We start from the raw sequence: 24,347 nt of genomic DNA on the forward strand, positions 1-24,347 counted from the left end.
TGGCTATATAAACGAAACGAAGGCTATTGAGAATACCTATATCTATCTAAATTAAACAAGATCACATTTAAAGCAATTATTTACCCATATCTTAGCCAGTAATAAAAAGTCAGTTGCAACAATATAAATAATCCTTATTATTTATCAGTGAATACGCCACAATTGGCATATATTTACACAGGAGTTAGCAAGTGGGTTCTCAATATTTAGGAACACAGCAAGATAAAATGGACATTAAAGAGCCACCTGCTATCAAGGGTAATGAAAGTACAATTAATAGTACCGATGCCATTGATATGGTCAGCCATGGCAGTGAATTAACGGTTAACCTCACCACACCTGTTGGTATCAAATATATGGGGAAAACCAACTTTGTTGGTACTCATTCAAATAATTTAATCCTAATGGAAGTTCCCAATATCTCGGAAGAAGACCAAAACTACTTTTTCCAAGAGGGGTTCTGGATGAATGTCCGAGCTATCTCGCAAAAAGGTGAAGGTGCTTTAATTTATTTTAGAGCTCAGATTATGCATATCCTCAAAGAGCCCATTCCGTTGGTCATGATTTCTATTCCAAGTATGATGAAAATACATCAGCTTAGAAAAGAGCCGAGATACGATGTCTCGTTGAAAGCCTGTGTTGAAATTGCAAATTCTGATAACTTTACCAATACGTCTGACGCTGCTACCAGTACGAAAGCTGGACAGAATAAAATCGAATGTGAAGTAAGAGATTTATCAAAAGGTGGCTGTAGGTTTATTACCAGTCCGTTGGCTAAAAAATTTGATGTAGGAGAAGAGGTTGTCATCAATATAATGACATCAGCTAACTCCAAAGTTAAGTTACTTCCGTTGCACGGTAAAATTTGTAACCTCCAATCTTCCATGCATTTTGCTAAATATGGGCTCAGATTTGATAGTACAGGTAAAGCTCATGTGAAAAGCTTACTAAGTTTACTCAAATTCGATGGCGTTAAACTGACATTAAAATTGTAGATAAGAAGTGCCTATAGTCGATTTTTATAAGTAGCTTTATAGTTATATAGCTAATGTTTACATTTACCTAACGTTTCAAATCACTTAATATTTGCAGGTATTATTAAGTTTTCCAAAAATTTTACCTATTTAGACATTAAATTGTTAGTTGTAAATCATACAGAAAAAACCGCCACAGGCATATTTATTGATTACCTACGCTGTCGTATCTATGTTCGTCTTTAATCAAATCACCTGAATTCTACCTTAGTAATGGGTAAATACTATTTACGTAATGCATTGAGTTTGGCTTGTGCAATACCAAATATAGTATTGACTGGAAAACTGCCCTCTTCCGTTGCTTCACCTGCTGGTTTTCCTGTCAGTAATTCAATAGCTTCAGAAACATGCTCAATTGCCCAAATCGAAAACTCTCCTTTCTCTACAGCTTTGACAATATCTTTTCGTAACATCAAGTTATGGGCATTGGATTTAGGAATAATCACACCTTGGTGTGCTGAACGACCTTTGATACAACATACATCAAAAAAACCTTCTATTTTCTCATTAACGCCACCTATTGGTTGTGATTCTCCAAATTGGTTCATCGAGCCAGTAATTGCGATATCTTGCCGGTTCGCTTGCTTAGAAAAAGCGGATACTATCGCACAAAACTCGGCCATACTGGCACTGTCGCCATCAACCCCACCATAAGATTGCTCAAAGGTAATATGAGTCGTCAATGGAACTTTAGCCGTCTTACCGAACACAGAAGCAAGATAAGCAGATAAAATTAAAACACCTTTCGAATGAATGCTGCCACCAAGATCAACATTTCTCTCAATATCAATGACACCTCCTTCTCCATAGGATGTGGTGGCAGTAATTCTGTTTGGTGCGCCAAACATGTAATCACTGGTAGATAAAACCGACAATGCGTTCACTTGACCTATCGCTTCACCTTCAGTTCGCAATAAGGTAGACCCATTAACGAAACTCTCCATAACATCATCTTGTAAACGACTGGCACGCATTTTCTGGTTTTCTAACGCTTGCTCAACATGGTTAGCACGAATCAAATTCGAACGGGCATTTCTCGCCACATAATTTGACTCTCTTAGTAAATTAGCTATGTGAGCAGAATGTAGCGATAACTTATTCTGATCTCCAGCATTACGCGAGCTATATTCAATAATTCGGCCCATTGCCTGCTTATCGCAGTGCAGCATATTATTGTCATGCACAATACTAGAAATAAACCGTGCATAATGCAGTTCAGAATCAGCGGTTCGTTTCATTTCATCTTCAAAATCAGCGGTTACACGAAATAACTCGCTAAATTCTGGATCATAGTGTTGCAACAACTGATAGGTTCGATAATCACCGAATAGAATAATCTTCACGTCCAAAGGAATCGGTTCAGGATCAAGTGAAACGGTCCCCGTTAACGTCACTTCTTTTTCTAAAGAAGTAAAACTAAGTTGCTTTGAACGTAACGCTCTTTTTATCCCATCCCAAACATAAGGCTGCTCAAGCACTTTTATCGCGTCCATAAGCAAAACGCCGCCATTGGCTTTATGCAAACTGCCAGATCGAATCAGCGAAAAATCCGTAAAGACGGTACCTTTATAAGTAGCCGTTTCTGTATAACCAAACAGAGAATGGTAACTCGGGTTTTCTTCAACGATAATGGGCAACGTATCATCACTTTGACTCACTAGCACGTTGATGCGATAGCGCCTCGGCAATTTTTTATCTAACGAAGCGGTAGCTATTTCACCTTGTTCACCGGTTTCTTCTAGAAAAATTTCAACGTTCTCTACAATATCTTTTTGCAGCTCGGTCAGATATTTCTTTATTTCAACATAACCTACATATTCTTTTTTGAGTGCTTTAATAAAATGTGTGATGACATCTAAAGTCACTTCATCATTGAGTTTCTGTATTTTTTCGCTGTATTTTTCTTCCCATTCCGTTAGCCGACGAACCATAGTCCTCAGCTGTATTTCTAATTCATCTATATGCTTACCAAATTGTTGCTGTTCTTTCTTTGACAGTGCATCAAACGTTTCTTCGGTATGCTCTTCTTCACCATTCATGGCGATAAATTGATAATCGCCTTGGGCAGTTAAAGTTAAACTGATGTTCTTTTGTTGCGCTTTCTTACTGATCTCAGCCAAATCACTTTGTTGCTTGTTGACTAACTGACTTTTTAATTTCTCAGCTCGAGTAAAATACATCTCGTTATCAAAGGCTAATGGAATCGCTTTTACCAACTTCACCATCAACTTCTCAATATCTTGCTTAAACTTGACCCCCATTTTAGTCGGCAACTTAAGTACTTTTGGGGTTCTAATATCGTCAAAATTTGCAACATAACACCAATCATGTAAGGTATTCACTTCATGTTGATGTCGGTTTAAATAGCGTAAAATCATGGTCCGTTTACCCAAACCATTCCTACCTATCGCATAAATGTTGTACCCTTTTTCCTTAATAGACATCGCAAATTCGACCGCTTTTTGCGCTCGCTCTTGCCCAACAATTTCATCCAATGGCGGCAACTCTTTAGTTGACTTACAGGGAAGCTTTTCTAATTCCGCTACATGGTAGAGTTCCGCTGGTGTTAAAGAAACAATAGGCATTATCACCTCCCGTGATAATTCATTTACAATGATTTTATCAGTGTAGATGCTTTTTCATTACATTTTAGTGAGTTAATCAACAAACGAGTGCTAAGTGGTTATTTGTTAATCAATTTATGGTTAATTGCAAAAATTATCGCCATACAGAGACCAGCGCATGTACGATTATCATCGACAACTCAAGAAAAAATATCCGCTACCCGGTAATTTACTCATTCAACTGTCACTTTTAGTACTACAATTAATTGAAATACTTCAATCAATACAGTAGCCAATAAGTATGTGCGTCATCAGTGGCTTAACTTACAATACCTGAGGTTAGGGATGAGAGAAAATAGTGCAAGTATATTAGTGGTAGATGATACACCAGATAACATCGACATTTTGAGCGGTGTGTTACGTGAGCACTATAAAGTGAAAGCGGCATTAAACGGAAAAGTTGCGCTGAAAATTGCCAAATCTTCCCCACAGCCTGACCTAATACTATTAGATATCATGATGCCTGATATGGACGGATATGAAGTCTGTGAGCATCTAAAGCGCGATCCTGAAACGTGTAAAATACCAGTTATCTTTGTTACCGCCAAATCGGAAATTCAAGATGAAGAAAGAGGCTTTGCACTAGGCGCTACCGACTATATAACCAAGCCGATAAGTCCTCCCTTAGTTCTCGCACGCGTAAAAACGCAACTTAGTTTATATGATCAAGCCCGTCACTTAGAAAAATTAGTCCAAACTAGAACCGCTGAATTAAACGAAACTCGATTTGAAATCATACGTCGATTAGGTAGAGCCGCCGAATATAAAGACAATGAAACGGGCTTACACGTAGTACGCATGAGTAAATACACTAAACTACTAGCAGAAAAAGTAAGCGATAATACCGATTGGATAGATTTGTTATACAACGCAGCGCCGATGCATGATATTGGTAAAATAGGCATTCCCGACCGTGTGTTACTAAAACCCGGAAAGCTTGATGCTGAAGAGTGGGACACGATGAAACAACATTCTAGCTATGGCGGCGAAATTATCGGTGAGCATGCGTCGCCACTTTTGCAACTGGCGAAAGAAGTGGCCATTTACCATCATGAAAAGTGGGATGGCACAGGATACCCGCATGGTTTAGCAGGAACTGATATTCCTTTATCGGCTCGGATTGTAGCGATCACAGATGTATTTGATGCGTTAACCAGTGTACGGCCCTACAAAGCAGCTTGGCCAATGGATAAGGTCATTGATTTACTACAAGAAGAAGCGGGGAAACATTTTGACCCAAGCCTAGTACCCAAATTTCTTGAATGCTTACCAGAAATAATAAAAGTAAGGGATCAACATCAAGATTTCTACGAGTAACGTAAGTACTTACTGACTGGGAAACATAAAATGTATCGACAACCAGAATATAGTTAAAACAATAAACCAACCGACTACTCGCCAACCTGTTAACTCAGGTGATTTTTCTGACTTGAGCATCGCTTTTTTCATCTGCCGTTGTTTCAATTTTTGATAAGCTTTTGCGTGTAATTTTTGAGGGTGAATCACCGACTCATAAAGCTCTCGCTGTTCTCTGCGTTCTTCGGCTTTGTTGGCTATCTCAGAGAAACGTTTACGCTGAGTATTCGTCAGTTCTTTATTGGGATCATAAGACTTTCCAGGGTCAGTATGCATGCGAGTAACAGCCATAACTTCTCTCCCTGTTGATTCATGAATATAAGTAATTATAGACGGACTTTTGCTCCGCGACCATATGTGCCATTAATACCATGATCAAATTGATTTTAATTCCGAAAGGCATTCATATAAAAAAAGCGCTCAACTGAGTGAGCGCTTAACCTAAAATTGAAAATAATTGACCACGAACTTTTTAACGTGCCATTATATTAATATCATATAGAAAGACTAAAATTCTTTAGAGATCGTATGGCCTTTAGGTAATTGATGAGCAATACCTTTGTGGCAATCGATACAAGTTTGACCCTGATCTTCTGCGACGCTGTGTATTTTTGCCGCCACTGGTTTTTGCTCTACATAATCCATGTATTCAAAGTTGTGGCAGTTACGACACTCTTGTGAATCATTAGCCTTCATTCGAGCCCATTCACGTGTAGCCATTTCAAAGCGATGGTCTTCAAATTTTTTGCGTGTATCAACGATACCAAATACTTTCCCGTATAACTCTTTACTCGCTTGGATTTTACGGATCATTTTAGGCACCCACTCTTTTGGAACATGGCAATCAGGGCAAGTGGCCCGCACACCAGAGCGGTTAGAATAGTGGATGGTTCCTACATACTCTTCGTACACATTATCTTCCATTTCATGGCAGCCAATACAGAACTCTTCTCTGTTTGACATCTCCATACCGGTGTTAAAACCACCCCAGAAAACAATACCTGCGATAAAACCAACCGTTAGTAATGTGCCAATAGCTAAGCGACTTGGCTTAGTAAACCACGCCCAAAAGCGTTTAATCATCCCCATAACGCCCCCTACTGGCCGAATTTACCGACTGGTTTGAAATCATTATCAACCAGAGGTTTCGCATCAACTTGAGTCACATGACACTGTAAACAAAAATAACGACGAGGTGCTACTTCGGTCAATATTTTATTATCGCGGTCCATATAGTGCGTTGGACTCACTCGTGGCGCACCTGTCTTACGATAAGTACTCACGTCATGACACTCTAGACAGCCATTGTTACTGACATTTAGTTGTACTTGAACGGTTGAGTGTGGAATAAGCGGCGGTTGATTTACATAATCTAATGCCAACTTATCCTGTTTTTTGGGCAACTGTTTAATCGTTGCTACTTCATTATTATCACTTATACCCTGATCGCCGCGAAGTGATGTCACTTCGGCGAATGCTACCGTACTTACTAAAGCCGCCAGCATTGCAGACACGACAAACTTACTCTTCATATTTAGCTCCAGTTCTCATTCTAAATTCGAATACTTTCTCGGCACAGACATCAATACATCGACCGCATGAAATACAATCTTGACTCATGATTTTCCTGTCACCCTCTTTTAACGGTTGTCTTAATATTTTTGGTTCAGGACAAACGTTGTAACAATCCATACAGTTATTGCATTGCTCTCGGTTAGTTGCAGACACGCGTAACAAACTAAAACGGCCAATCACACCGTATGTCGCTCCCAGCGGACACAAATGACCACACCACGCATGCTCAACGAGCAGCAAGTCGATGAGAAAGACCAACAGTATTAAGACTGCACCCGCACCGAAACCAAAAATAATGCCGCGGTGTAAAGCGGATACGGGGTCTAACCATGTCCATAACAGAGTGCCTGATATAGCACTACCAATTAGGATGGCAGCAAGTAACCAATAACGTAATGACGACGGCCATTGATAACTTGCTTTTAGCCCTGTTTTTCTTCTCAGCCATGCGGCAAAATCTGTCACCATATTCATAGGACATATCCAACCACAGAACATTCTTGGGCCTGCAATGGCATAAAACCCAGCCACGATAATCCCACCAAGAATAGCGGTAGTTTCGGGCCAATAACCGGTTGCAATGGTCTGAAGCAGTAATAATGGGTCGGACAGTGGAATTACGCCGAGAAACACACTCGAAGATAAATTACCTTCTAAAATTCCCCACGTTGGTCCCATAACAAACAAACCGATAACCGAAAGTTGACACACTCGACGCAAGATTAAAAACCGATTAGCACGCCACCAACCGAGTTTATTTGTTGCCTCTTTACCTGCGTCTTTCGCCAGATTCTTAATACTTCTTTGTTTGACTGCCACTATAAGCCTCCTTTATCCGCAGGTCCGTCGGGCTTTATGCCATCTGGATTGCCTAGCGGCTTACGGTTAGGTAAATCAAACTGTTCAGGAATCAGGCTTTCTCCACCATGATTGGCTTTCTCTTCCCAACCCAGACGATAGTGATGACCCAACTCACCTTTCGCCAATGCAATTGGAACAATTTTGATTGCGGTTTCTTCCAGAACACAGGCTTGTTCACATTTACCACAACCGGTACATTTGTCAGATACAACAGTTGGGATAAAACTCGCGTGAACACCAGTACGATGATTACGTATTGGCTCCAATGTAATGGCTTCATCAATCAATGGGCATACGCGATAGCAAACATCGCAACGTAACCCTTGCCAGTTCAAACAGGTTTCATGGTCAATAAGAACTGCCGTTCCCATTTTGGCTTTGGCTATATCGGTTAGCCCTTTATCAAGTGCACCACTTGGGCACTCAACAACACACGGAATATCTTCACACATTTCACACGGTATATTTCTCGCGGTGAAATAAGGCGTTCCGGTTGCGACGGGCGACAGCATGGTCGCCAGTTTCAAGGTGTCATAAGGGCAAGCTTGAACACACAGACCACAACGTAAACATGAGTTTAAAAATTCAGGTTCGGCTAGAGCACCGGGTGGCCGAATAGGCACACCCGATCCATTCGCTTTACTTTGTGTGGTCTGCAACCCAAGCACGGTTGTTGCAGCGCCAACTCCAACCGCGGTTCGAAGCGCATCTCGCATGAAACGTCTTCTACTCGCTGATGGTAAAGAATGTAAGATTTTCATTCTTTACTGCTCCATGACCGCAATTAAGCTTTGCCGATCTTAACTGCGCATTTTTTATAATCCGTTTCTTTTGATAGCGGATCGGTTGCATCAAGTGTTAGCTTGTTGGTCAACTGACTGGCATCAAAGAACGGCATAAATACCAAACCTTGAGGGACTTTGTTACGTCCGCGTGTTTCAACATGACTGGTTACTTCACCACGACGAGAAGCAATAGTGATAGCGTCTCCACGGCGCAAGCCACGTTTCTTAGCATCCAATGGATGCATATACACAACTGCATCAGGAAAAGCACGGTACAACTCAGGAACACGACGAGTCATAGATCCTGTATGCCAATGCTCAAGCACGCGACCAGTACACAGCCACAAGTCGTATTCATCATCTGGAGATTCTGCTGCTGGCTCGTAAGGAAGTGCGAAAATAACCGCTTTTTTATCCGGTTTTCCGTAGAACGAGAATTCTTCACCCTCATTTACATAAGGATCGTAACCTTCCACATAACGCCACAATGTTTCTTTACCATCCACCACAGGCCAACGAAGGCCACGCGCTTTATGGTACATATCAAATGGTGCGAGGTCGTGTGCATGACCACGGCCAAAGTAAGCATATTCTTCGAACAAGCCTTTTTGCACATAGAAGCCAAAATCACGAGACTCATCGTTTAGTTGCCCTTCGGCAAGTTCATCAACGCTGAATTTATTCACTTCACCATTTTCAAATAGCACTTGGAACAGAGTCTTACCTGCCAATTCAGGCATCTTATCAATTAACTCTTGTGGCCAAACCTCTTCAACAGTAAAGCGTTTAGAGAACTCCATTACTTGCCATACATCGGATTTAGCTTCACCTGGAGCCGTTACTTGCTGACGCCAAAACTGAGTACGACGTTCTGCATTACCATACGCGCCTTCTTTTTCTACCCACATTGCAGTAGGAAGAATAAGGTCACCCGCCATTGCTGTTACGGTTGGGTATGGATCAGAAACCACAATGAAGTTAGCTGGATCACGATAGCCAGGATAGCGCTCTTCGTTAATGTTTGGCCCCGCTTGCATGTTGTTATTACACTGAACCCAGTAAGCATTCAACTTACGGTCTTTCAACATACGATCCTGAAGAATAGCGTGATAGCCGGGCTTAGATGGGATAGTACCCGCTGGAATTTTCCATTTTGTTTCACACATCTCACGATGTTTCGGGTTAGTTACCACCATATCAGCAGGGAGACGGTGAGCGAAAGTACCCACTTCACGTGCAGTACCACACGCTGAAGGTTGGCCGGTTAATGAAAACGGTCCGCAGCCTGGTTTCGAGATTTTTCCCGTCAACAAATGAATGTTGTAAACCAAGTTGTTGGCCCATACACCACGAGTATGTTGGTTAAAGCCCATTGTCCAGTAAGAGACTACTTTCACTTTAGGATCAGCGTACATTTCCGCCAATTCTTCCAGTTGATCGACAGGTACACCAGACAACTCAGAGACTGTTTCCGCATCATATTCCGCAACAAACTTAGCATACGAATCAAAGTCCATTGGAGTAGATTTCCCACTACCCGCATTTTTAGCAGACTGCTCAAGCGGATGCGTGGGTCTTAAACCATACCCAATATCGGTAACACCTTCTCGGATGTTAACGTGCTTATCCATGAAATCTTGGTTCACTTTATTATTGGAAATAATATAGTGAGCAATATAGTTCAAAATAGCCAAGTCAGTCTGTGGGGTAAAGATAATAGGGTTATCTGCTAACTCATAAGAACGGTGTTCATAAGTAGAAAGAACCGCTACTCGGACATTATCATCAGACAGACGACGGTCAGTCAAACGAGACCAAAGGATTGGGTGCATTTCTGCCATATTTGAGCCCCAAAGAACAAAGGCATCGGCATACTCTAAATCGTCATAACACCCCATTGGTTCATCCATACCAAATGTACGGGCAAAACCAACAACCGCAGACGCCATACAGTGACGCGCGTTAGGATCAATGTTATTAGAGCGAAAACCGGCTTTATACAGTTTTGCTGCAGCGTAACCTTCCCACACAGTCCATTGGCCCGAGCCAAACATACCTACCGCTGTTGGGCCTTTTTCTTTCAAGGTTTTTTTGAATTTATCCGCCATTACATCGAAAGCTTCGTCCCAACTTACTGGAGTAAATTCACCTTCTTTATCGTAAACACCATCGGTTTTACGTAATAATGGTTGAGTCAAACGGTCACGTCCGTACATTATTTTAGGTAAAAAATACCCTTTAATGCAGTTTAAACCGCGGTTTACCGGGGCATCTGGGTCACCTTGTGATGCTACTACTCGGCCATTCTGGGTACCGACTAAAACACTACAACCTGTACCACAGAAACGACATGGTGCTTTATCCCAATGTACTTCATTGTCTTTACCGGCAGCTTGAGCAATCGATGTAGGAAGTACTACTCCCGTTATCGATGCCGCAGCAACCGCTGCATTTGCCTTCAAGAAACTTCGTCTACTGACACTCATTTTTGCTTCCTCAGTCAAGCTCAACTTGTTCATCCATTTGATGAAAAACCAGAGTTGCAGCAAGCACCCCCGGCAATAGTTTAATTTTATCAAAACGTTCAGCTAAGCTGTCACGGCTGTCACCTTCAATAACCACAACTAACTTACCCACTTCACTTGTTCCGGGAACTTCTGTCCCTGGCATTTCTTCGATCAAAGCCTTTACTGCTTCAAGTTGGTCAGCTGCGGCATGTACCGCTAAGCTGCTCACGTGATAACTCATTGCTTTATCCTATTTTGATTTTGTAGTTACTCAGCACTACGGCCACCTGCTCTACACTGGTAATCGTTTTTTTAATTGAATTTACTATCTAATCAATGCTGTCCGATGGTCTGTAAATATCGATCGCGTTGGCAGGACACGGTTTTATGCATCCTCCGCAGCCGGTACAATCTATTTCATTCAATATTGGTTTCGCTCTACCACCCACTTGCAAACGAAATTTGATCGCAGAGTATTCACAGTTTTCACCGCAAATACGGCATTCAACGCCTTGTAATGACAAGCACTTGTCATTAATTCTTGCTACTTGCTGCCAAGCCAGTTCAGAGCGCGGTATCGAAGGTTCTGAACGTGGTGTAAATAGAGGCTCTGGGCATATGTCGGCACATTTTTCGCAGAAGGAGCATTCACCCAAAGAGAAATCGACTTCCGGAAATCCACCATCACCTTTAACAATAATCGAGGTTTCACAGACGTTGATACACTTGTTACATCGGCTGCAATCAGCAATAAACTCCGACTCACCAACCAGCCATGGCATACGCTGAGGAGCTTGTGTATTCGCGTGTTGTTTTACGCCTCGGTTAAACAGTCTACGTCTTGCTAAATCAACCAAAATTTCCCTCAATTTGATTCGATACGAATACAACCCGATGTTATTTTTTATTCATGTTTGCTTTTATTTATGTTTGTATTAACAACAAGTCGCCAAACAGTAGAAATAATTAATATTTTAAATTTACTAAATATAACTTTAGTCTAAGATGTGGGTTAAGCTAATAAATACCTACAAAGAGGTAATTAGCTAGTGGACTTGCGCCAGATCAATATTTATTATCGATTTAGTTCACACAATACTTAATTCTATTGGCAAACTTTACAGGAGAGGAATAATTGCAACGCACTTACGTTTCTGTTACGAAAACTATTGCAAGAGCAATGATCATCATTCTCTTTCTCTCTGTTGTAACTACCGTCATCACATTGTACGCACTCTACTCAAATCTAGATGATGCAGAAGCAATAAATATCGCTGGTTCACTGCGAATGCAAAGTTATCGCTTGGCTTTTGACATCGAGACACAATCGACACTTTTTCACGATCACATCGTCAACTATGAGCGATCACTCAATGCACCTACTTTACGAGCAATAGAGAATTGGTTAACACCATCATCATTGGTAGAAAACTACCAATTATTACTCAGTCGTTGGCAAGAATTACAGCCCGCATTATTATCTGAAGATAAGTTTATATATTTAGATGAAGTGGCTTCATATGTTAATCAAATAGATATTTTTGTTTATGAACTGCAAGAGTTTTCCCAATTAAAGTTACAAATATTATTTATTACTTATGGGTTAGTATTTATATTTATATTAATGGTCGTTTCTTACGTCATTTATTTTTCTCATAGAAAAATTGTTAAGCCATTACGTAAATTAATGAATGCAAGTAAGGAAGTTCAGTCAGGAAACTTTAACTGTAAAGTACATATAAAAAGTCAAAATGAACTCGGTGTGCTAGCAAATGCGTTTAATGGCATGGCGACTGAATTAGAGAAACATTATACCGGGCTAGAGAAAACCATTGCTGAGAAGACACATCGTCTAGAACATGCAAAAAATTCGCTTGAAGTTCTGTATGGCTGTCAACAAGAACTATCCAGCAGTCACCTTGGTGAACAAAACTTTAAAACTATTTTATCTTACTTACATGCGACAGAAGGCATAACAGCGGTACGTTTAGTAGTCGAAGAAACGCATGCTGAATGGGAGCTTCAAGTCGGAAAGCCAGATCAATCCAATTGGCATTCAGAGCCACTAAAACTGGATCATGATGTTATGGGCCGACTCGAGTGGCAATTTACCCTCCCATGCCCAGACAAAGAGTTGATAACTAATGTGGCAAAGATTTTATCTCGTGGGATCTATTACAACGATACACAAAAACAGACGCAGCAATTACTACTAATGGAAGAAAGAGCGACTATTGCCCGAGAGCTGCATGATTCAATTGCTCAGTCTCTATCTTATCTTAAAATTCAAACCACGTTACTCAATCGAAGTATTGCTAAGCCAGATATGGGACAGGCGGCGATAACCGCTCAGGAAATTGATAAACAACTCAGCGCAACTTACACTCAATTACGCGAGTTACTAAGTACGTTTAGGTTAACTATCGGCAAAGCTAACTTGGGCGAAGCACTGCAAGAATTGCTCAAACCACTAGAAGAACAAACCAGCGCTGAGGTAATATTGGATAACACTCTCGCATCAATTTCTTTACGTGCAAACCATCAAGTACACGTCATTCAACTGATACGAGAAGCTGTACTCAATGCGATGAAGCACGCTAATGCCTCCATGATTAAGGTTAATTGTCATCAACAAGATCGTATGGTCAATATTAGTGTTGTCGATAATGGAAATGGTTTTTGCACAAACATTGAAAAAATCAATCACTATGGATTAACGATAATGTCAGAACGGGCAGAACGTTTAAATGGTGATCTCAAAGTAATTAGTAAGCCGGGTGAAGGTTGTACTATACAGTTATTCTTCCCACTACAGATGTAAATTAGGAAAGCAAATGTCAAACTGGAATGTATTATTAGTCGATGACCATCCATTGATGAGAAGAGGAGTAAGCCAATTGCTCTCTTTTGAAGATGAATTTACGGTGGTAGCGGAAGCAAGTAATGGTGCAGATGCTGTAGCAACAGCATGCCGCACAGAACCCGATCTTATTTTACTTGACCTTAATATGAAAGGAATGTCAGGACTTGATACTCTTAAAGTATTGCGAGAAGAAGGGGTTACCTCGACTATCATTGTATTAACTGTCTCAGATAACAAGCAAGATATCCGAACTCTCGTCGATGCTGGTGCCGATGGTTACCTACTAAAAGACACTGAACCAGATGAACTTATTCGTTTGTTAAAACAAGCGATGGTAACCGGCAGTGCTTACAACGAATATGTACTTGAAGTGCTGAGAGATAAGTCTGTAAGTGAAGACATGTTTAGCAAGTTAACCGACCGAGAAAGAGAGATCTTAGTTGAAGTCGCTCGAGGTTTTAGCAACAGACAGATCGCTGATAGACTGTTTATCTCTGAAGCGACAGTAAAAGTTCATATAAAAAGCTTACTGAAAAAACTCAGCGTAAAATCACGAGTCGCCGCAACGGTGCTATATCTAGAAAATCAAGGTAAAGCATAAAGCACTAAAATAAACACGTACCGTCATAATCCATTCTATCGGTAAAATCAGTCGTCGATTAAAAACGTCAATAGACGACTGATTTTATACACCAATTCGCCTTTATTCCAATCAACACTCTTCGCTTCACCTGAATCAACCAAAAGTCAATCTCAGCACATCACTTAATTGATAATACAATCAATAACATAGATTGCAAATTGTTCTAAATAGAAATGCCAATATATATGTTATAAAACAATAGTATATCCATTTTATTGTACAGCCGTACAATAATGATTGAAATCGATGTTAATCAGAATATACTACTCGAAATTAAAGAATAAAAAGTCTGATATAAAACAGCGATAACTTACTGTTAATTAGGCCATATGAAACTTAAGGAAGTGTAGATGTATTCCGGAAATAAGTATTTTCTAAACGACAAATATATTTTCGATGCGAGTGCAAAATCTCTCACCATTAGTGGTGAGGGCAACAATACGACTTGGTTAGGAAGTAATGAAAGCAATATTTTATTAGCCTTTATCGAAAGACCTAATCAGATATTAAGTCGCGATCAGATACATCAACTGGTTTGGACAGACAATGGTTTTCACGTAGATGAATCAAGTGTTATTCAGGCAATATCCACCCTTAGAAAAATCCTTAAAGACTCAGCCAAAGATCCTGGGTACATTAAGACAATTCCTAAACATGGTTACCAATTTATTGCCCACAGCAAAAAAATTGAGCTTGAAGATAATATTGAGCATGAAGTCAGAAATCAAGAACATCACAAAACGATAGCAACTGACAAAGAATTAGATAACGCCAAACAAACGAGCAATGCTAATGAAACGAAGAAAAAATTCTTCGATAAAAAAAGTTCTATGTTACTGCTGTTGATCGCAGGGTTAATGCTTGTATTCTCTTTCTGGTTTCCGACCAATATTGCGCAAAAAAAATACGCCAGATTACAACAAGTTGATGTTATTAAAGATATTAATATTTATGTATTAAACCCGTTTGACAATACTTACAACCTTCAACCAGAAATAAAACATTGCGTCACTCAACTGTTACATAGCGATCTACCGTCCAATACTATCGATAAAATTATAGTATCCAGTACTTCTAGAAATGAACTAGTGATCAACGTAATCGACAGATATTTAAGCAGAAGTGTTAGCTATACCTTAATTTCAAAAAATTTAGATATGCAGTCATTTTGCGACATGAGGTTTGCTAATGTTAAGAAATAAATTTTTAATTTTCTGGGGACTTTCTGTTCTAACGATTATTTTTGCTATTTTTCATTACTCTGACAAGTTTGATCAATCTATTTTAACCTCGAAAACATGGCATTCAAATATGAGCTTTATGGTGCCAAGTGAGTTTTATGATCAAGCGTCTCTGGGTTTCGATAAATTGTACACAACATCTGTAGTAAGTGACTTTAAGTACCTTAAAGATAATTCCTATATTCAAAACTCGTTTATTGAAGCCTATGACGAAAATCACGATATTATTTTCACTATCGAAATTTCTAACGTGGGACGTTGGAAATACGATGAACGCTATCTTTTTTTAGAAGCAGGTGACATTCATGACGTTTCCTCAATAAGCGAAAGTTATGTTCAACACGCTAACGTCGAAAAACTAAAAGAATTATTCCTCATAGATATGTTACAAGTACGAAAAATTGACATGATTGATAAGAACACCATGTTAATGACCTCGGTTGATAATGCATCAAAACTTTGGGTTGCTCAATAAATCGAAAACATAGAACAGCAGAAAACAAAAAATGAAGTGTATAAACGAGACAGTTTTACACTTCATTTTCGGGTTTTAACACATACATCTTAAACGACAAAAGCTTACGTTAGCCTCTTTGTTGAATTCGACGACGATAACTAGCAAAACTTAACACAGTGATAGGACCTATTATCTACATATCTGCTATAAGCTAATGTCACTTCTCAAACTAACCCTGTCACAATTCTCGTATGTAAACACCACAAGAAAACTCATCTAACTCTCCTTTAGGATATTCAATAAATCTATAATCTAATAGTTTTTAAAATCAAAAGTTATCTCTCTCTTCTCCATTCAATGTTTCTACGCAGGTTACACACTCATCCTAAAAATAGCTGACAGCGAATATCATTTGGATTTTATCTCACACATCAACCTCTATTCTCTGGATAGAAAAACTATGCATCAATTAGAAAAAACGATAATAGTAAAACGTCAAGTGATCAGAAATATTTTTATTAAAATAACGTGATCGCTCACGTTAATACATCTCAATTTCACTAGGCTTTAAAAATGAGATCTAACACTTAGATTTAACAATTAAAGATTTGTTATAGTATTGTAATATAAAATAACGTTCATCATTGTTTAAATTAAATGATCGGTTTTGTATTTATTGTTTATTTTTAAGGTAAGGTTTAACTGTTAACTATTTTTCTGATTTTTAATTTTTCAGTTATTTGTACATGGATATATATAAAGTAAGTTGATGTATTTTCACTGAATTTCATTTGTACACATAACATAATAAATATTTTTCATTATTTTAATGAATATAAAAGATAACTGTAAAATAGTTGCACAACAATAATTCTTTTAAAGAAGAAGGATGTGCAGAGTGAATGTTTGTAATTGTATAGACATTCAAAATGAAGCAAAAAACTAATAATATATTAGGAGTTAAACTATGCGTTCAAATTTTAAAAAGGGTCTAGTATCGGCTTTATGTTTGGCGTGGGCATCAACAGCATACTCTGCTGTTGAGCTCAAGCTTGGCCACTTTGGATCTGAAAACCATCCTTCTCATATCGCTGCTATGCAGTTTGCTAAGCAAGTAGAGGCACGGACAAATGGTGAAGTAGAAATAGAGCTTTATCCTAACAATGCCTTAGGTAGCCCACCAGAAGTTCTTGAGCAGGTGATCATGGGCGTGGTTGATATGAGCTTATCAGGACAAGATCAACTCGCAAAACATGTTCCATTATTCGATACCGTTGGTATTCCTTTTTCATTGAGTAATGCAGAGCATGCAGACCGTGTTTTAGATGGCCCTTTTAAAGAATGGGCGGCACCAGAGCTTGATAAGATAGGCTTAGTGTATTTATCTAGTTGGGATTGGGGATTTCGTCAATTAACTAACTCTGTTAGACCTATTTTAACTCCTGATGATGTCAAAGGTTTAAAAATTCGAACGCCTCCTGCCATGACTTATCAAGCAGCTATGGAAGCAATCGGAGCAAACGTACAGACTATTTCATTCAGTGAGCTCGTTATGGCGATGCGTCAAGGTGTGGTTGACGGTCAAGAAAACCCAATTGGTGTGATTTATAATCTGAAACTTTATGAATCTCAAAAATACATTTCCATTATTAACTACTTGTATAGTTCTATGGTACACGTTGTGTCTAAAGATGCTTGGGAACAATTGACTGAAGAACAACAAAAAATTGTTAGCGAAGAGTCTGATTCAGCACGCTTATTAATGCGAAAACTATCACGTGAAGAAGAATTGAAACAGATAGAAGCAATGCGTGAAAAAGGTATCGTAATCGACGAACCTGATCTTGCACCTTTCCAAGCGATGATGGAACCAGCTTATAAACAAATTAAAAATAAAGTTGGTGCAGCTAATTTCGATAAATGGATGGAAATGACTAAATCCGTTAAGTAATTAATAAATTTAAGTCTTTTATTATATCGATGGAATTATCAGTATGTTCCACAGTTATATAGGAACAATTATTGCTGACAACGATTATTGGCGACAGGATGTCGAGTGAACTTAAATCGTAACACCATTAATATTTATTTAGAGTAGATAACTAAATATTAACTATTTTTAAAATTCACACGACAATTCTTATTTATATCCTCCTCGCCTCAAAGGTGAAGAGGATATGTTTTCAATAATACGCATAACAAAAAGAGCAATAGAATTGACGAAAGAAATTCACAACTGACAGTCCATTCGATATAACTGGATTGAGCCGGTTAAAGGCAAAATCTCCCAAAACAATCACAATAGAGATAATTGTTTGATTAAGTATTGCGTCAAAAACATGGTTAACTAAAAATAGACAGTATAGTTTTTAAGAAATTAATTGTTCGTATGAACAGTATAATAAGTTCAAATTCTATCCTATCTTTATGACCTTGGGTCGCAACAACAATCCGCTTTTTAACTCCTTTGTTAATACAGATAGGTAACCTCTAATATGTTGACCTTAGCTATATTTGGCGTTCTTATTTTTCTACTACTGATCAATGTGCCTGTTGTCGTAGCAATTGGATTAACGTCAGTCGTCTTTTTTATTGGCCTAGGTGATGCCCGCCTGTTAGCCATGCTACCTCACCGTATGTATTATGGCACCACTGGCTTTACGCTATTAGCGATTCCCTTTTTTATCTTAGCTGGAAACCTAATGAATACCGGCGGAATTACCGATCGAATATTCCGTTTTGCACAGTCTATGGTAGGCCACATTTCCGGAGGTATTGGCCAAGTAAATATTGTTGCGAGCGTCATTTTTTCCGGCATGTCAGGCTCAGCTGTGGCTGATGCAGCAGGTTTAGGGCAAATAGAGCATAAAGCCATGGTTGATCAAGGCTATGACCCTGCAGATTCCGCCACACTGGTTGCAGCCTCTTCAGTTATTGGACCGGTTATCCCTCCTAGTATCCCTTTTGTATTATATGGTTCAATTACTAGTGTTTCCGTGGCGCGTTTATTCTTAGCCGGTTTTATTCCCGGCGTAATGATGGCACTAGGTATGATGATTGCTCTGGGCATTTTAGCGAAGCGAAAAAATTATCCAAAAGCAGAATATAAGGCCACTATCAGAGAACGTTTCGTTGCGTTTAATGGTGCATTTTGGCCGCTGATGGCACCGATAATCATTATTGGTGGAATTATGAGTGGGTTTTTCACTCCGACTGAAGCGTCTGTTGTGGTTTGTGTTTATGCGGCATTGCTTGGTTTCTACTACAAAGATTTAAAACTAAAAGACATTCCCGGTATTGTTTATAAATCCATTACTCAGTCGGTCAGTTTGCTCTTTATTATTGCTGCAGCAAACTTTTTTGGCTGGCTAATTATCCACCAAAAACTGCCAGATAGTATTATTGAAGCTCTGGTAGGGTTTGGTGCTACTCAATCAATCGTGATGTGGATTATTATTGGTATCGTATTAACCATGGGTTTATTTTTGGAAGGTAATGCTATCTTCCTTATCACGCTTCCACTTTTCATGCCTATTGCCAATATGTTTGGTATCGACTTAGTCAATTTTGGTGTCGTTATGGTATTGCTAATTATGATTGGTAATTTAACCCCACCAGTTGGTATGTGTTTATTTGCGGTAGATAGTTTTGCAAAAGTCGGTATGCCAGCCTTAGCCAAGCGGGTTTGGCCTTATTTGCTGATGATATTATTAATCACATTACTCATTGCATTTGTACCGAGTATCGCACTATTTTTACCTAACCTTATCATGGGAGAAATGTAATGGTTCATTTATTAAAAACCATAGATACTTGGGTTCAAAGAATATTACGTTACATTGCGATGACCATGTTTTCAGTACTCGGGTTGCTGCTGTTTGCTAATGTAGCATTAAGACTGATTAATGACTTTGCACAATTTTTGATAAAGCATGGCTTGGAAGGGGTTGCAGGCTTAATTCAAAGTATTGTCACGATTAGTTCTTTTCATTGGTTTGACGAAATTGTAGAGCTGAGCTTCACTGCATTAGTTTTTTATGGCGCAGCTGGCTTATGGTGTGCAAAATTGCATTTTTCAGTTGGAGACTGGATAAGCCCTCGTATTAAAAATATACGCTTAAAACACTTTTACAAATTAGTGATCTTGGTTATTTCCGCGACCTTTATGGCAATACTATTTTGGTATTCGTTAAAATTAACCATGAAAACCAATCAAGTCACCACGGTATTCCAAATTAAGCAATGGATCCTCTATTCATGCATACCGATTTCATCATTGATTATGTTGGTCTATTCTTTGGTAGACGTGATTGTAGAGGCAAAACGGTTTATTACTTTAGATGGTGATTCGTCTCTGGAAAATAATCATAACTTCTAATTTTTCGATAATTCATTAAGTTATATTAGGTAAATACCGATACACTGCCAGATATCTCATAATCTGGCAGTACCTTCATTACAATTTTTTCTACTACCAACACTCGAAAGCATAAATAAACCAAATATCAAACTTGAATTTATTAAGTTTCCATATGCTATACAAAACCTAATAAATCTAACCAGCTAGGTTTACACATTTGCCTTTATCAAAGCAACCCTGCTTACAATAGCCAATTAGGTATTGTCGTCGCGTAATTTTTCATAATGGTAATGTTTTCCCGTATTTCCTTTCGCTCTAATTCCTCGGAGAATTCAGCCATATGAAGGTCGACCAAGATTATATTTATGAGCGAAGGTTAGCTAAGCTGCTTAAAATCACCTGTATTGCTCCTCTATTTATTTTCTCGCCAATGATTGTTCTCAATTATTTGAAAGGGGCCTATTCATTGGTTGCTATTGAAACAGCAATGTTGATTATTTTTAGTATACTTCTGTATTTTATATCTAAATCGAGTTCGTTCACTAATCGATCTAGACTACTAAGTACGATAGGAATAATAATCACGCTTACAATGGTGATAATGCATATATTCGCTATATTATTACCCACTCATCATACTATTTTCAGTCATTCAGCAGTCATTATTATGATCAGTTTTTTTATACTAGGTCAAAAACGCGGAATGCTTGTTGCCCTCTTTTTAACGGTTGTTTCACTTTCTATTTTTATTTATAAGTATTCATCTGGAGTTGATGCTCTCTCTCCTGCTGGCCAAGGCAACATTTTCATACTTATTTTGATTACTTTTATTATCAGCTATTTTAATGAATCTACCCGACTGGAGTATGAATCAGCTCTGCTCAGAAAAAATCTAGAATTGGAGCTATTATCCAAAACCGATGGGTTAACTCAGTTATTTAACCGAAGATATTTTGACCAAGTTCTTGACAAGGAATGGAAGAGATTGCAACAAAATAACCTCGAGCTATCAATTATTTTATGCGATATCGATCATTTTAAACAATTTAACGACGTAGGAGGCCACTTAGCGGGTGACGTATGTATTCAAAAAATAGCCACAACATTAAAAAAATTAGTTAAACACGATTTGAACATAGTCGCTCGTTATGGCGGTGAAGAGTTTATTATCCTATTACCTGAGGTTAATACTGAAGATGCAGCATGTATCGCTCAAAAAATATTAAATAAAACTCGAGCTCTTGCTCTTCACCACCCTGCATATCAAGATAAACTCGTTACTGTAAGCTTAGGTCTGAGCACTGTTAAACCTACACAGCAACAAAGTCCAAGCTCCATTATATTTTTAGCTGACGAAGCGCTTTATGAAAGTAAAAATAACGGCAGAAATCAAATGACAGTAAAAAACATTCTCTCCTCTAAAGAAACAGCATTAATCCTAGAAAATAGATCACGTTAAACCTAATTTCTGAAACAGAATTAGGTTTAACGTAGTGTTATGTTTTATCAGCTATCTGTTTTTTACATCGAATCACGATACTGATTTTTTCATCTTCAGACTTATTAACCCAATCCGTTATTTCCGCGGATGAACGGTAACAACCTTTGCAAATATCATTATCATCCAACTGACATTGACCTATGCACGGAGTAATGATGCTATTATTGTTGCCTATAAACATATGTGTTCACTCACATTATAAAATGACGTCACTTTCAGCTATTGTGCTTGAAAAATGAGTTGAGTACGAATAGCTGCATGGTGATTATGAGTATTGTATTTCAACTTGATCCGCTTTATTAAATGCTGGATGAGTGGCAAGTTGCTTTGCATATCGTTCTAGATTGGCGAAATGGGCAATAGACCCATTGTTTACCAAATTTTCTACGATAAATGACATCATAATATCAGCACCCGAAAGTTTTTCTCCGACAAGATAAGTTTTTCCAGACAAACAACGATCAAAGTAACTTAATACTTTCATTGTCTCTTCGTCTGCATAATCGGCTAAAAAGTTAGTTTTACACCCATCTTTAGTCACAAAAAGTTTGAGTAATAACGGCAACATTGCCGAACTTTCTGCAAAATGCAGCCATTGCGAATATTCGGTATATTCACGCGTTCCCCGTTCTGGTGCTAAACGTCCATCACCGTATTTATCAATAAGATATTCGGTTATCGCACCTGACTCGGTAACCACTAAACCATCATCTTCAATTACTGGTGACTTACCCAATGGATGAATATGTTTCAATTCTGGCGGAGCCAAAAAAGTTACACTATCGCGCAAATAAGGTTTTATTTGATAGTCTAAATCTAACTCTTCAAGAAGCCAGATGATACGCTTAGAACGCGATTTATTTAGGTGGTGCAAGGTTATCATAATGTGTCCTTTGGTGGCATGTCACCTCTGACCATATATGGGAGGCGGACAATGCGATTCTTAGCCTAGGCCATGAGCACCTAGACAATCAATAATACTTATTTAGGTTGGTTAACTTGAATCACAAGTTTGCCAAAGTTTTTACCTTCTAGTAAGCCAATAAAAGACTCTGGAGCTTGTTCTAAACCGTCGACTAAGTGTTCACGATATTGAATTTGTCCTTCAGCTAACCATTCGCTCATCTGTTGAGAAAACTCGTTGTAGCGAGGAGCGTAATCATCAAAGATAATAAAACCCTGCATTTTAATACGCTTAACTAATAGAGTTCCCATTAAAGCGGACATTCTATCTGGTCCTTGTGGCACCTCAGTCGCATTATATTGAGAAATTAGACCACATAACGGCACTCGGGCAGCAGTATTAAGGAGTGGCAATACGGCATCGAATACTTTACCGCCTACGTTTTCAAAATAAACATCGATACCTTGCTCACACGCAGAAGCAAGTTGCTCTGCAAAATCATCCGATTTATGGTCAATACAAGCATCAAAGCCCAGCACTTCTGTCGCATAACGACACTTTTCTTCACCTCCGGCCACACCAATAACACGACAACCTTTTAGCTTACCAATTTGACCAACGGTTGCACCTACCGCTCCCGTTGCCGCAGCCACAACTAACGTTTCTCCTGCTTTAGGCGCACCGATATCGAGTAGCCCCATATAAGCTGTAAAACCCGGCATGCCCATAATTCCCAAAGCAAACGATGGGTGAGTTGGTTTTTTACCTAACTTAATTAGACCTGCGCCATTCGAAACCGCATAATCTTGCCAACCTGTGTAAGCAAGTACCCACTCACCGACTGAAAAATCGGCATTGTTAGATGCCTCAACTTGACAAACTGTTGCGCCAACCATCACATCATTAAGTTCAATCGGATCAGCATATGACTTTGCTGCACTCATTCGGCCACGCATGTATGGATCAAGAGAAAGATAAATGCTACGCAACAATATCTCATTATCACCAATCGTTGGAATATCAACATGCTCAATACGAAAATCATTTTGAGTCGGTGAACCAATTGGACGAGAAGCAAGTACGATACGACGATTAATTTGTTGGGTCATTCAAGGGTCCTTTTTAATAATAAAATCGACTGATAAGATAACAACCAATAAGTCGATAATTTGGTTGGTTATTGAACAATTAATATGTTACTTATGATCACGTCAGATCTTCGGCCGAATCATTTTACTGGAGGGAATGGCTAGTCTCATGTTTAAAAAAACACTCATTCGGATAAGCATCCTCACAGGGCTAATTGGCTTGGTTAAATAATCAACACCACCTGCTTCATAAGCCTGAATTTCAAAAACAAGATCGTTGTATCCAGAAATAAAGATAACCGGAATATCGGTATAATTTGGGTTAGCTTTGATTTGTTTACATAAGTCAAAGCCAGATATATCGGGTAAATCAATATCGAGTAGAATGATATTGATTTTACGTTGCTCTAATATTGCTAAGCCTTGTTGCGCATTAGTCGCTACATGCACATGTAAAGTCGATTCCAACATACTAGACATAACATCTATCGACGAACGCTCGTCATCAATAATTAGCACATGTACTGGTTTTTTCACGCTCATATTCT

Annotated in this window: 23 protein-coding genes; 10 read left to right on the forward strand and 13 right to left on the reverse strand. The window is 38.8% G+C overall.

Features of this window, described 5'->3' with window-relative positions; translation table 11 throughout:
• Nucleotides 1-191 precede the first annotated feature (191 nt).
• A complete protein-coding gene (locus R3X26_RS10425; protein WP_317717248.1) occupies nt 192-995 on the forward strand; it encodes a flagellar brake protein in 804 nt (267 codons plus the stop codon).
• Between the two features lie 263 nt (nt 996-1,258).
• Here R3X26_RS10425 and R3X26_RS10430 read toward each other — a convergent pair whose 3' ends face one another.
• On the reverse strand, nt 1,259-3,619 hold the full coding sequence (locus tag R3X26_RS10430) for an ATP-binding protein (protein ID WP_317717249.1): 2,361 nt from the start codon (nt 3,617-3,619) through the stop codon (nt 1,259-1,261).
• A 324-nt stretch (nt 3,620-3,943) separates the two neighbouring features.
• Here R3X26_RS10430 and R3X26_RS10435 point away from each other — a divergent pair, with 324 nt between their 5' ends.
• The gene (locus R3X26_RS10435; RefSeq protein ID WP_317717250.1) at nt 3,944-4,975 is read left to right on the forward strand and encodes a two-component system response regulator; all 1,032 of its coding nucleotides are present in this window, start codon (nt 3,944-3,946) and stop codon (nt 4,973-4,975) included.
• A gap of 9 nt (nt 4,976-4,984) precedes the next feature.
• Here the strand turns inward: R3X26_RS10435 and R3X26_RS10440 are convergent, their stop codons facing one another.
• The 8 genes from R3X26_RS10440 to napF all read right to left on the reverse strand — a co-directional run bounded on the left by R3X26_RS10440 (nt 4,985) and on the right by napF (nt 11,599).
• Nucleotides 4,985-5,305, reverse strand: coding sequence for a hypothetical protein (locus R3X26_RS10440; protein ID WP_317717251.1), 321 nt, complete (start codon nt 5,303-5,305; stop codon nt 4,985-4,987).
• Nucleotides 5,306-5,521: 216 nt separating this feature from the next.
• On the reverse strand, nt 5,522-6,103 hold the full coding sequence (gene napC, locus R3X26_RS10445; protein WP_317717252.1) for a cytochrome c-type protein NapC: 582 nt from the start codon (nt 6,101-6,103) through the stop codon (nt 5,522-5,524).
• 8 nt (nt 6,104-6,111) lie between these two features.
• Nucleotides 6,112-6,546, reverse strand: coding sequence for a nitrate reductase cytochrome c-type subunit (locus R3X26_RS10450; protein ID WP_317717253.1), 435 nt, complete (start codon nt 6,544-6,546; stop codon nt 6,112-6,114).
• A complete protein-coding gene (napH, locus tag R3X26_RS10455; protein ID WP_317717254.1) occupies nt 6,536-7,408 on the reverse strand; it encodes a quinol dehydrogenase ferredoxin subunit NapH in 873 nt (290 codons plus the stop codon). Before napH ends, R3X26_RS10450 begins: the two co-directional genes overlap by 11 nt.
• Nucleotides 7,408-8,211, reverse strand: a complete 804-nt coding sequence (gene napG, locus R3X26_RS10460; RefSeq protein WP_317717255.1) for a ferredoxin-type protein NapG — start codon at nt 8,209-8,211, stop codon at nt 7,408-7,410. The genes napH and napG overlap by 1 nt, the downstream gene beginning before the upstream one ends.
• Nucleotides 8,212-8,234: 23 nt before the next feature.
• Nucleotides 8,235-10,721, reverse strand: a complete 2,487-nt coding sequence (gene napA / locus R3X26_RS10465) for a nitrate reductase catalytic subunit NapA (protein ID WP_317717256.1) — start codon at nt 10,719-10,721, stop codon at nt 8,235-8,237.
• Between the two features lie 10 nt (nt 10,722-10,731).
• Nucleotides 10,732-10,983 carry a chaperone NapD gene (locus R3X26_RS10470; protein WP_317717257.1) on the reverse strand — a complete coding sequence of 84 codons (252 nt, stop codon included), beginning with the start codon at nt 10,981-10,983 and terminating at the stop codon, nt 10,732-10,734.
• An 88-nt stretch (nt 10,984-11,071) separates the two neighbouring features.
• Nucleotides 11,072-11,599 (reverse strand): ferredoxin-type protein NapF, encoded by a 528-nt coding sequence (gene napF / locus R3X26_RS10475; protein ID WP_317717258.1) that lies wholly within the window; start codon nt 11,597-11,599, stop codon nt 11,072-11,074.
• 278 nt (nt 11,600-11,877) lie between these two features.
• On the opposite strand from napF, the gene narQ reads away from it, so the two are divergent.
• The 8 genes from narQ to R3X26_RS10515 all read left to right on the forward strand — a co-directional run bounded on the left by narQ (nt 11,878) and on the right by R3X26_RS10515 (nt 21,765).
• Nucleotides 11,878-13,563, forward strand: coding sequence for a nitrate/nitrite two-component system sensor histidine kinase NarQ (gene narQ, locus R3X26_RS10480; protein WP_317717259.1), 1,686 nt, complete (start codon nt 11,878-11,880; stop codon nt 13,561-13,563).
• Nucleotides 13,564-13,576: 13 nt separating this feature from the next.
• Nucleotides 13,577-14,206 carry a response regulator gene (locus tag R3X26_RS10485; protein WP_317717260.1) on the forward strand — a complete coding sequence of 210 codons (630 nt, stop codon included), beginning with the start codon at nt 13,577-13,579 and terminating at the stop codon, nt 14,204-14,206.
• A gap of 392 nt (nt 14,207-14,598) precedes the next feature.
• Nucleotides 14,599-15,450 carry a transcriptional regulator gene (locus R3X26_RS10490; RefSeq protein WP_317717261.1) on the forward strand — a complete coding sequence of 284 codons (852 nt, stop codon included), beginning with the start codon at nt 14,599-14,601 and terminating at the stop codon, nt 15,448-15,450.
• A complete protein-coding gene (locus R3X26_RS10495) occupies nt 15,437-15,964 on the forward strand; it encodes a regulatory protein ToxS (RefSeq protein WP_317717262.1) in 528 nt (175 codons plus the stop codon). Before R3X26_RS10490 ends, R3X26_RS10495 begins: the two co-directional genes overlap by 14 nt.
• A gap of 949 nt (nt 15,965-16,913) precedes the next feature.
• The gene (locus tag R3X26_RS10500; RefSeq protein WP_317717263.1) at nt 16,914-17,897 is read left to right on the forward strand and encodes a TRAP transporter substrate-binding protein; all 984 of its coding nucleotides are present in this window, start codon (nt 16,914-16,916) and stop codon (nt 17,895-17,897) included.
• Between the two features lie 544 nt (nt 17,898-18,441).
• Nucleotides 18,442-19,731 carry a TRAP transporter large permease gene (locus R3X26_RS10505; protein ID WP_317717264.1) on the forward strand — a complete coding sequence of 430 codons (1,290 nt, stop codon included), beginning with the start codon at nt 18,442-18,444 and terminating at the stop codon, nt 19,729-19,731.
• The gene (locus R3X26_RS10510; RefSeq protein WP_317717265.1) at nt 19,731-20,324 is read left to right on the forward strand and encodes a TRAP transporter small permease; all 594 of its coding nucleotides are present in this window, start codon (nt 19,731-19,733) and stop codon (nt 20,322-20,324) included. Before R3X26_RS10505 ends, R3X26_RS10510 begins: the two co-directional genes overlap by 1 nt.
• Before the next feature lie 322 nt (nt 20,325-20,646).
• Entirely contained in the window at nt 20,647-21,765 is a 1,119-nt protein-coding gene (locus R3X26_RS10515) for a GGDEF domain-containing protein (RefSeq protein WP_411572412.1), read from the forward strand.
• Nucleotides 21,766-21,802: 37 nt separating this feature from the next.
• Here the strand turns inward: R3X26_RS10515 and R3X26_RS10520 are convergent, their stop codons facing one another.
• The 4 genes from R3X26_RS10520 to R3X26_RS10535 all read right to left on the reverse strand — a co-directional run bounded on the left by R3X26_RS10520 (nt 21,803) and on the right by R3X26_RS10535 (nt 24,342).
• On the reverse strand, nt 21,803-21,988 hold the full coding sequence (locus R3X26_RS10520) for a DUF1289 domain-containing protein (RefSeq protein ID WP_317717267.1): 186 nt from the start codon (nt 21,986-21,988) through the stop codon (nt 21,803-21,805).
• Nucleotides 21,989-22,072: 84 nt separating this feature from the next.
• Entirely contained in the window at nt 22,073-22,690 is a 618-nt protein-coding gene (locus R3X26_RS10525) for a glutathione S-transferase family protein (protein WP_317717268.1), read from the reverse strand.
• 98 nt (nt 22,691-22,788) lie between these two features.
• Nucleotides 22,789-23,820 (reverse strand): NADP-dependent oxidoreductase, encoded by a 1,032-nt coding sequence (locus R3X26_RS10530; protein ID WP_317717269.1) that lies wholly within the window; start codon nt 23,818-23,820, stop codon nt 22,789-22,791.
• A gap of 102 nt (nt 23,821-23,922) precedes the next feature.
• Nucleotides 23,923-24,342, reverse strand: a complete 420-nt coding sequence (locus R3X26_RS10535; RefSeq protein ID WP_317717270.1) for a two-component system response regulator — start codon at nt 24,340-24,342, stop codon at nt 23,923-23,925.
• Nucleotides 24,343-24,347 lie beyond the last annotated feature (5 nt).

This window comes from Vibrio sp. TH_r3 (assembly GCF_033101115.1).
GTDB lineage: Bacteria > Pseudomonadota > Gammaproteobacteria > Enterobacterales > Vibrionaceae > Vibrio.